General features: G+C 70.0%; 9 protein-coding genes and 1 pseudogene. 7 read left to right on the top strand and 3 right to left on the bottom strand.

Annotated features, from left to right (window positions below):
• Nucleotides 1-195: 195 nt before the first annotated feature.
• Nucleotides 196-387, bottom strand: a pseudogene (locus AOK24_RS52465) (DeoR family transcriptional regulator); the annotation flags it as partial.
• Nucleotides 388-496: 109 nt separating this feature from the next.
• Between AOK24_RS52465 and AOK24_RS02600 the strand changes: the two are divergent.
• The 3 genes from AOK24_RS02600 to AOK24_RS02590 all read left to right on the top strand — a co-directional run bounded on the left by AOK24_RS02600 (nt 497) and on the right by AOK24_RS02590 (nt 3,142).
• The gene (locus AOK24_RS02600; RefSeq protein WP_055718410.1) at nt 497-1,144 is read left to right on the top strand and encodes a bifunctional 4-hydroxy-2-oxoglutarate aldolase/2-dehydro-3-deoxy-phosphogluconate aldolase; all 648 of its coding nucleotides are present in this window, start codon (nt 497-499) and stop codon (nt 1,142-1,144) included.
• A gap of 73 nt (nt 1,145-1,217) precedes the next feature.
• A complete protein-coding gene (locus AOK24_RS02595; protein WP_055718409.1) occupies nt 1,218-2,525 on the top strand; it encodes an MFS transporter in 1,308 nt (435 codons plus the stop codon).
• The gene (locus AOK24_RS02590; RefSeq protein ID WP_055718408.1) at nt 2,522-3,142 is read left to right on the top strand and encodes a P-loop nucleotide/nucleoside kinase family protein; all 621 of its coding nucleotides are present in this window, start codon (nt 2,522-2,524) and stop codon (nt 3,140-3,142) included. The genes AOK24_RS02595 and AOK24_RS02590 overlap by 4 nt, the downstream gene beginning before the upstream one ends.
• On the opposite strand, the gene AOK24_RS02585 is transcribed toward AOK24_RS02590, so the two are convergent.
• Together AOK24_RS02585 and AOK24_RS02580 are read right to left on the bottom strand one after the other, a co-directional pair.
• Entirely contained in the window at nt 3,084-4,520 is a 1,437-nt protein-coding gene (locus AOK24_RS02585; protein WP_055718407.1) for a sensor histidine kinase, read from the bottom strand. The two genes, AOK24_RS02590 and AOK24_RS02585, sit on opposite strands and share 59 nt — an antisense overlap.
• Complete coding sequence (locus AOK24_RS02580; RefSeq protein WP_079056645.1) at nt 4,517-5,209, bottom strand: response regulator transcription factor; 693 nt, start codon at nt 5,207-5,209, stop codon at nt 4,517-4,519. Before AOK24_RS02580 ends, AOK24_RS02585 begins: the two co-directional genes overlap by 4 nt.
• 151 nt (nt 5,210-5,360) lie before the next feature.
• Here AOK24_RS02580 and AOK24_RS02575 point away from each other — a divergent pair, with 151 nt between their 5' ends.
• The 4 genes from AOK24_RS02575 to AOK24_RS02560 form a co-directional block, all read left to right on the top strand.
• Entirely contained in the window at nt 5,361-6,707 is a 1,347-nt protein-coding gene (locus AOK24_RS02575) for a ferredoxin reductase family protein (RefSeq protein WP_055718406.1), read from the top strand.
• Between the two features lie 10 nt (nt 6,708-6,717).
• The gene (locus AOK24_RS02570) at nt 6,718-7,413 is read left to right on the top strand and encodes an FMN-binding protein (protein WP_055718405.1); all 696 of its coding nucleotides are present in this window, start codon (nt 6,718-6,720) and stop codon (nt 7,411-7,413) included.
• A 3-nt stretch (nt 7,414-7,416) separates the two neighbouring features.
• Nucleotides 7,417-8,148, top strand: coding sequence for an FAD:protein FMN transferase (locus tag AOK24_RS02565; RefSeq protein WP_055718404.1), 732 nt, complete (start codon nt 7,417-7,419; stop codon nt 8,146-8,148).
• Between the two features lie 357 nt (nt 8,149-8,505).
• Nucleotides 8,506-8,967, top strand: a 462-nt coding sequence (locus tag AOK24_RS02560; protein WP_159051776.1) for an ATP-binding cassette domain-containing protein, incomplete at its 3' end; no start/stop codon positions are given.

The raw sequence follows: 8,967 nt of genomic DNA, 5'->3' as shown, positions 1-8,967 counted from the left end.
GCAGGCGATCGCCGAGCGCGCGGCGTCGCTGATCGCGGACGACATGGTGATCTACCTGGACGCGGGGACGACGTGCCAGTCGGTCGTCCCGTTCCTGGCGGCGCGCTCGGCGATCGCCTGCTTGCGCGGGATCTCCAGACCGGCGCGCGTCGAGCGTTCACGCGGGGGCGCGTGCCCGGCGCGTTCGGCCAGGCGTACGCCGCCCTGCACGGAGACGACCAGGCCCGTCCGCTCCAGCGCCGCGATGTCCCGGCGGACCGTCATGTGCGAGACGTCCAGCGCCGACGTCAGGTCACGGATGCTCAGCACGCCGCTCGCCCGCAGCAGCCGCAACAGCTCCTGGTGACGCTGCTCGGGGATCAAGGGGGCCTTGCCCGCTGGGCTCACTCGCGTCTCCTCGGCTGTCTACGGCGCGCGCGTTCAGCAGCCTAGCCGTCGAAATTCCGGTGTCCCGACTCGTGACATCGTGTGAATCTGTGTTCTAGCGTGTGCTCTCATGGTAACGAAGTTTACGGCTCTGGAGTCGATCACCCGTACGGGTGCGCTGCTCATCGTCCGGCTCGACAGTGCGGACGAGGCGCTCGCCGTGTCCGAGGCCGCCATCGAGGGTGGGTTCCGGGCGCTGGAGATCACGTTGTCCGTGCCGGGGGCGCTGGGGGTGATCTCCACGCTGGCTTCCCGGTACGGGGACGAGGTGCTTGTGGGGGCCGGGACCGTGCTGGACGCGCAGTCCGCGTTCGCGTGTGTTCAGGCGGGGGCCCGGTTGCTGGTCAGTCCCAATCTGGAGCCCGAGATGATCGCCACGGCGAATCGGTATCAGGCGGTGACTGTCAGTGGGGCGTTCACGCCGACCGAGATCGTGCGGACGATGGAGGCCGGGGCGGACATTGTGAAGCTGTTTCCGGCGGAGTTTTCTGGTGGGCCCGCGTATGTGCGGACCGTGCGGGCGCCGTTGCCGCAGGCGCCGATCATGCCTACGGGTGGGGTGACGCCGGAGAACGTGAAGGAGTGGTTCGACGCGGGGGTTGTTGCGGTGGGGGTCGGGAGCTTTGTTACCAAGGCGGCGCGTGTGGATGGTGATTATCGCCGGGTTACTGAGGCGGCGGCGGTGATGTTGCAGGCGATTGAAGGGGCCCGAAGGTAGGTGCTTCGTCTGCCGCGCCTTCGTGGCTGATCGCGCAGTTCCCCGCGCCCCTAAAGATCAGGAGTCGTCCCGCGTGAATCAGGAAACCCTCACCTCCTCTCCCGCCAAAACCTCTCCCTCCCTCCGTCTCCGCTGGGCCTTCGTCGCTCTTCTCGTCGTCGGCGGCATCGTCAACTACCTTGATCGGGCCACCCTCAGCGTCGCCAACACCACCATCTCCGGTGAGTTCGGGCTGAGTTCGACCGAGATGGGGTTGCTGCTCGCCGCGTTCTCGTGGCCGTACGCCATCGCGAATCTGCCTGCCGGGTATCTGGTCGACAGGTTCGGGCCGAAGAAGATGTACGCGTGGGCCGCTGGGCTGTGGTCGTTGATGACCATGGTCACCGCCGCCGCGAGCAGCTTCGGGCTTCTGTACGCCGCTCGTGTCGCGCTCGGTGTTGCTGAATCGCCTTTCTTCACCGCGAGTTTGAAGGTGAACGAGCGCTGGTTCGGCAAGGAAGAGCGGGCGTTGCCCATTTCCGTCGTCAACACCGGGTCCCAGATAGCCAACGCGATCGCGCCGCCCCTGCTCACCTCGTTGCTGATCGCCTTCGGCTGGCGGGGGATGTTTCTCGTGGTCGGGGCGCTCGGGATCTTCGTGATGCTGGTGTGGCTGCGGGTCTACCGGGACCCGACGTTGAGGGAACAGGCCCTGATCCGGGGGGAGGAGATCGCTGAGGGCGTCAAGGGCGGGGAGAGCAAGGCCAGTTGGGGTGCGTTGTTCGGGCAGCGGAACACGTGGTTCATGATCCTGGGGGCGTTCGGGATCTTCTACACGGTGTGGGTGTATCTGACCTGGCTGCCCAGTTATCTGGAGACCTCGCGGGGGTTCAGCCTCGCGGAGACGGGGTGGCTGGCTTCGCTGCCGTACCTGTGCGGGATCGGCGGCGTGCTGTTCGGCGGTGTCCTCTCCGGGCGGCTGATCCGGCGCGGGCTCCCGGCGGTCACGGCACGGAAGGTGCCGATCGTCGGCGGTGCCGTCCTCGCCGCGGCGGCCGTCCTGCCGGTCGCGTACGTCGACAGCACGCCCCTCGCTGTCGCCTTGCTGTCCCTCGGGTACTTCGCGGCGCAGGTGCCGATGGGGTGCCTGTGGACGCTCGCGTCCGACCTCGCCGCGCCGCACCAGGTCGCCTCGCTGGGGGCGATCCAGAACTTCGGCGGCTTCCTGGGCGCCGCGCTCGCGCCGATCGTCACGGGCGCGATCCTCGACGCGACCGGCAACAGCTACAGCCTGGTGTTCCTGGTGGGCGGGGTGCTGCTGCTGGTCGGGGGGATGTCGTACCTGTTCTTCGTGAAGGACACGCAGCACGAGGACACGCAGCGCGAGGACCCGCAGAGGTGAGGGCCTACTTCGTCATCGGCCCCGCCGGCTCCGGCAAGTCCAGCGTCGCCCTCCTCCTCGCGAAGCTGACCGGCGCGGCCCACCTGGACAAGGACACGGTCTGCACGAGGCTGACGGAAGCGCTGCTGAAGGCGGCCGGTACGGACCCCGACGACCGGGACGGGAACGCGTACTACCTGTCCACGGTAAGGGAGTTGGAGTACCTGACCCTCCTGGACCTGGCCCGCGACAACCTCGCCGTGGGCCGCTCGGTGGTCCTGGACGCCCCCTTCGGCAGCTACTTCGCGGACCCCGCCTTCCTCACGGCCACGGTGAAAAGCCACAGCTGGCCCGACGGTGTCGAACCGGTCGTAGTACACGTACGAGTTGACTCCGACACGGCCCAACAGCGCGTCAGAGCAAGGGGCTTGGCGCGGGACGCCTCGAAGCTGGCGGACTGGCCCGCCTTCTGGGCCAAGTCGCAGGCGAACCCCTGCCGTTGGGAGGGAGCGCGACGGCTGGAGTTCGACAACAGCGCGGATGGATTGACCGAGGAGACCGTACGAAGGGCACTCGCCCTCACTTCAGCGGCAGTTCCACCACGAACACCGTCCTCCCCGCCTCCTCCGCCAGCCTGATCGTCCCCCCGTGGGCCCGCACCAGCGACCGGGCCACCGACAGCCCCAGCCCGCTCCCGCCCCGGTCCCGGCTGCGCGCCTTGTCGATCCGGTAGAACCGGTCGAACACGCGCTCCCGGTCCTCCACCGGCACCCCGGGCCCCTCGTCGGCGACCCGGACGCACACCAGCTCCCCTTCGACCCGCACCTCGACGGACACGGCCGTATCCGCCGGCGTATGGACAGCCGCGTTGGTCAGCAGGTTGTCCAGCACCTGGCGGATCCGCTGGGGGTCGAGGCGCAGGGGCAATGACGAGGGCCCCGGCAGCACGGTCAGCGGGTGGTCCTTGTGGCTGGCCCGGAAGGCGTCGGCGGCCTGCTCCACGAGGTCCACCAGGTCCCCGTCGTCCATCCGCAGCGGCGCTTCGACCTCGGCCGCGTCGAGGCGGGCGAGCAGGAGCAGGTCGTCCAGCAGGAACCCCATCCGCGCGGCCTCGGCACGCAGGCGGGCGAGGTGGCGCTCCCGCTCCTCGGGGGCGTTGGCGGCGGCGTACTGGAAGAGGTCGGCGTACCCCCGTACGGACATCAGGGGCGTACGGAGCTCGTGCGAGGCGTCCGCGACGAACCGCCGGAGCCGCTGCTCGGCCTCGGCCCGCACGGCGAGGGAGTCGTCGATGTGTTCCAGCATCGTGTTGAAGGCGGTCCGCAGCTCCTCCACCTCGGGCCCGCCGCCCCGCTTGTCGGCGCGCAGGGGCAGCCGGGACGCGGAGTCCGTGAGGTCGTGGGACGCGATGTTGTGGGCCGTGTGGGCCATGTCGCTGAGGGGGTTGAGCCCGCGCCGCAGCAGTCGGCGGCCTATGACGACGAGGACGAGCAGCGCGAACCCGAAGGCGACGACCTGGATCTTGACCAGGCGCTGGACGGTGTCGTCGATGTCGTCCAGCGGCGCCGCGCTGACCAGGACGACGCCGGGCTCGACCTCGCAGGCGCGCAGCCGGTAGTCGCCGACCTCGTCGATGTGCTCGGTGCGCAGCAGCTCCTCGGCGGAGCCCCCCTGGGCCTTGGCGAGGGCGGTGAAACCGGAGACGTCCTGGGGGAGGTCGGTCGGGTCCTCGGGTTTACGCAGCTCGGGCTTGCCGTCCTTGATGTCGTAGACGGCGTAGAACCAGCTCCAGTACTTCTTGCCCGTCAGCTTGCCGGTGTCCGCGACGTTCTTGGACTGGGCGATCTGCGCCTGGGCGATCTGGGTGTCGAGCTGGGAGGAGAGGTAGTCGCGCATGTAGGTCGTGAGCGCTGTGCCGACGACCGCGAAGACGATCAGCGCGAGCGCGCCGAGGCCGAGCGCCAGGCGCGTACCGAGCCGCATGCGCCCGTACGAGCGCCGCAGTCGCGTGATCATTCGGCGGCCTGGCGGCGTACGACGTACCCGAATCCGCGCACGGTGTGGATCAGCGGGTCGCCGGTCGCGTCGAGCTTGCGGCGCAGGCGGCTGACGACCAGCTCGACGACGTTGGACCGGCCGCCGAAGCCGTACTCCCAGACGTGGTCGAGGATCTGCGCCTTGGTGAGGACGGTGGGGGAGCGGCGCATCAGGTAGCGCAGCACCTCGTACTCGGTCGGGGTGAGCGTGAGGAGCTTGCCCGCGCGGCGGACCTCGCGGGTGTCCTCGTCCATGGTCAGGTCGGCGACCTGGAGGACCGAGCGGGTGAAGCCGGGGCCCGCCGAGCGGCGCAGGACGGTCCTGAGGCGGGCCATCAGCTCCTCGACGGCGAACGGTTTCACCAGGTAGTCGTCGCCGCCCCGGGTGAGCCCGGCGACCCGGTCCGCGACGCCGTCGCGCGCCGTGAGGAACACCACAGGCACCATCGTCCCGGACCGGCGCAGCCGGTCGAGCACCCCGAAGCCGTCCACGTCGGGCAGCATCAGGTCGAGCACCACGATGTCCGGCTGGAACTCGGCGGCCAGGCGCAGGGCTTCCTCGCCCGAGTTCGCCGTCACCGCCTCCCAGCCTTCGTAGCGGGCGACCGTCGCCACGAGGTCGGCGATCGGCGGGTCGTCGTCCACGACGAGCAGGCGTACTTTCTCCACCCGTTCATAGTGCGCTACGCCACTGACAGGACGGGGCGCGCGGATCACACTCTCCAGGATCGATAATTAGTTGAAAGTCTTACGACAGGGTATCGACAGCTCCCGGCGGCGAAGCTCGTGTCCTGAGAAGCCGATCTAGGAGTTTCAGCCCGTGACGACCGTCCAGCAGTCTCCCCCCACACCCGCCGCCACGGGTATCCGACCGAAAGTCGTGGCCCGCACCGGCCTGTACGCCGTACTCGCCGCGAACGTCGCCGCCGTCGCCTACTTCGCCGCCGACGCCGGGTTCGGCTCCAACGCGCTGATCGTGCTCGGCCGCTTCACCGGGCTGTACGCGTCCCTGTTCATGGCCTTCCAGCTGCTGCTGGTCGCCCGCCTGCCCTGGCTCGACCGCCGCATCGGCATGGACCGCCTGACCAACTGGCACCGCTGGACCGGCTTCGGCCTCCTGTGGACCCTCGTCGGGCACGTCGTCTTCATCGCCTTCGGCTACGCCGACCTCGCCGGGACGATGGACCCGGTTAACCAGATCGTCAACCTCGCCGAGACCACCGAGGGCGTCCTGCGGGCCGTCGTCGCCTGGTTCCTGATCCTGGTCATCGGCGGCGCCTCCGCCCGCTGGGCCCGCCGCCGCCTCGCGTACGAGACGTGGCACTTCATCCACCTCTACACGTACGTCGCCGTCGTCCTCGCCTTCACCCACCAGGTCGCGATCGGTACGACCTTCACGGCGTCCCCGGCGGCCACCGCCTACTGGTACACGCTCTGGGGTGCCGCCCTCGGGTCCGTCGCGCTCGGCCGCTTCGTGCTGCCGCTGTGGCGCAACTGGCGCCACCAGCTGCGCGTCTCGGAGGTCGTCCCCGAGTCCGACAACGTCGTCTCCGTGCACATCACCGGCCGCGACCTCGACAAGATGCCCGCGCAGGCCGGCCAGTTCTTCCTGTGGCGCTTCCTCACCAAGGACCGCTGGTGGCAGGCGAACCCCTTCTCCCTGTCCGCCGCCCCCGACGGACTGCGCCTGCGCCTCACCGCCAAGGCGGCAGGTGACGGCTCGGCGGGCCTGCGCCACATCAAGCCCGGCACCCGCGTCTTCGCCGAGGGCCCCTACGGCGCGTTCACCGCGCTGCACCGCACCCGCACCGACGCGCTGCTCATCGCGGGCGGCGTCGGCGTCACCCCGATCCGCGCCCTCATGGAGGACCTCACCGGGCACGCGATCGTCATCTACCGGGTCGGCTCCGAGCGCGACGCCGTCCTGTACGACGAGCTGCGCGACCTCGCGCACGCCAAGGGCGCCGAGCTGCACCTCGTCACCGGCCCGCCCGTCCCCGACCGCCTCGCGCCGGGCGGCCTCGCCGCGCTCGTACCGGACATCGCCGAGCGGGACGTCTTCCTGTGCGGGCCGCCGCCCATGATGAACGCGGTCCTCGGCACTCTGCGCGAGCTGGACGTGCCCAAGCCGCAGATCCACTTCGAGCGCTTCAGCCTGGCGGGATGAGAGAAACACCGTGAAACGAGCCATTCCTGTTCTTGTCCTGTCCGTCGCCGGGCTGATCCCCGTCTTCCGGTACGAGCCGGGCGTCGCGTCCTCGTCGGCCGGCAGCAGTGCCGCGGTGGTCGCGCCCTCCCCGTCGGGTGCCTCGGGAACCGTGTTCTCCGGTCCGACCGTCCCGACCGAGAAGGGCGACGTCCAGGTACAGATCACGTACCAGGGCGGGAAGATCAGCGCCGTCAAGATGCTGAAGCAGCCCGACCACCCGCAGACGACCGCCGCCGTGCCGAAGCTGATAGCGGCGACGCTGAGCGCGCAGAGCGCGGACATCGACACGGTGTCCGGGGCGACGATCACCAGCAACGGGTACAAGAAGTCGTTGCAGGCGGCGATCGACGCGCACGCGGCTTCTGCTTCTTCTTCGGCTGCTTCTTCCGGGGCCGCCGCTTCTTCGGCGAAGGTCGTCGCCGGGCCCACCGTCGGGACTGAGAAAGGCGACGTCCAGGTCGAGGTCACCTTCGACGGCGACAGCATCGCGGCCGTCAGGATGCTGAAGCAGCCCCACCATCCGCAGACGACGGCCGCCGTGCCGAAGCTCATCGCCGAGACGCTGGAGGCGCAGAGCTCGGACATCGACACCGTGTCGGGTGCGACCATCACCAGTGACGGCTACAAGGAGTCCCTCCAGGCCGCGATCGACGCGAAGGGCTGAGCTGTGCACCGGGTCGAGCACGTCATGGGGTTTCCGGTCTCGCTGCGGATCGACGACGAGGAGGTTCCCGAGAGCCTCGGGGACGCCGTCTTCGACTGGCTGCGCGAGGTCGACGAGCGGTTCAGCCCGTTCAAGTCCGGCAGCGAGGTCTCGCGGTACGGGCGGGGCGAGGTGACCGACGGGGAGCTGAGCGCCGACCTCGTCGAGGTGCTCGCCCTGTGCGAGGAGTACCGGGTTGCCACCGGCGGAGCCTTCGACGTCCGGCTGCCCGGCCGGGACTTCGACCCGTGCGCCGTGGTCAAGGGCTGGTCCGTGCAGCGCGCGGCCGACCTGCTCACCGGGGCGGGCGTACGGCGGTACTGCCTCAACGCCGGGGGAGACGTCGTGGTGCGCGGCGGGCCCTGGCGGGTCGGCGTACGCCACCCCGAGGCCGCCGACCAGCTGTGCGCCGTCCTGGAGCTGACCGAGGGGGCCGTCGCCACGTCCGCCCGGTACGAACGCGGGGACCACATCATCGACGGGCGTACGGGGGCCGTCGCCACCGGCCTCGACAGCCTCACCATCGTCGCGCCCTCCCTGACACTGGCCGACACGGTCGCCACCGCCGCCTTCGCCATGGGCCGCGAGGGCGTCGAGTGGGCCGCCGGGCGCGCCGGGTGCGAGGTCTTCGCCGTGGTGGCGGGCGGGGAGGTGCTGCGCACGGCTGGGGTGCCTGTGGTGCCGTCGGCGGGGTGAGCGGGTACGGGAACGGGCGGGCCCCCGGAGTCGATCCGGGGGCCCGCCCGTGTGTACGGGGCTGTACGTGCCGAGCGTTGTGCCCGCGGCCCACAGGCCGCCCCGTACGGACCGCCTTCAGCGCGCCAGGGGAATCAGCGGACTCGCAGGTGTGCCGCAGGGGGTTCGGGGCAGACGCTCACAGGTGGTCGGCGGGGCGCCTGCGGGAGCGGTCGGCGGGGCGCGTCCCGTATGGCGAAATTCAGACAGTGGACCCGTTGAAGAGATGCAACACAAGCGGTCTACACTCTCCCCGCAACGGCCCGACACGCGTCGGCAGCGGGCTGATTCGGCCAGACCCGAAGGGTGTTCGGCGTTTTGATACGGATAGATTCAGTCACCAAGCGGTACCCGGACGGCACGACAGCCGTCGACCGGCTCTCCCTGGAGATACCGGACCGCGCGATCACCGTCCTGGTCGGCCCCTCGGGCTGCGGCAAGACCACCACCCTGCGGATGATCAACCGGATGGTCGAGCCCAGCGAGGGCACGATCTCCATCGACGGTGTCGACACGCGTCAGCAGCCGGTCAACACCCTGCGCCGGGGCATGGGTTACGTCATCCAGAACGCCGGCCTCTTCCAGCACCGCACGATCCTCGACAACATCGCGACCGTGCCCCGCCTGTTGGGCGTGAGCAAGGCCGAATCCCGGGACCGCGCACGGGAGTTGATGGGCCGCGTCGGCCTGGACGCCGCGCTCGCGAAGCGTTACCCCTACCAGCTCTCCGGCGGCCAGCAGCAGCGCGTCGGCGTGGCCCGCGCGCTCGCCGCCGACCCG

Origin of the sequence: Streptomyces niveiscabiei (assembly GCF_001419795.1) — a bacterium.
GTDB lineage: Bacteria > Actinomycetota > Actinomycetes > Streptomycetales > Streptomycetaceae > Streptomyces > Streptomyces niveiscabiei.
Note: the sequence above shows the minus strand (reverse complement) of the source record. Positions and strands in the feature narration are given on the sequence as shown.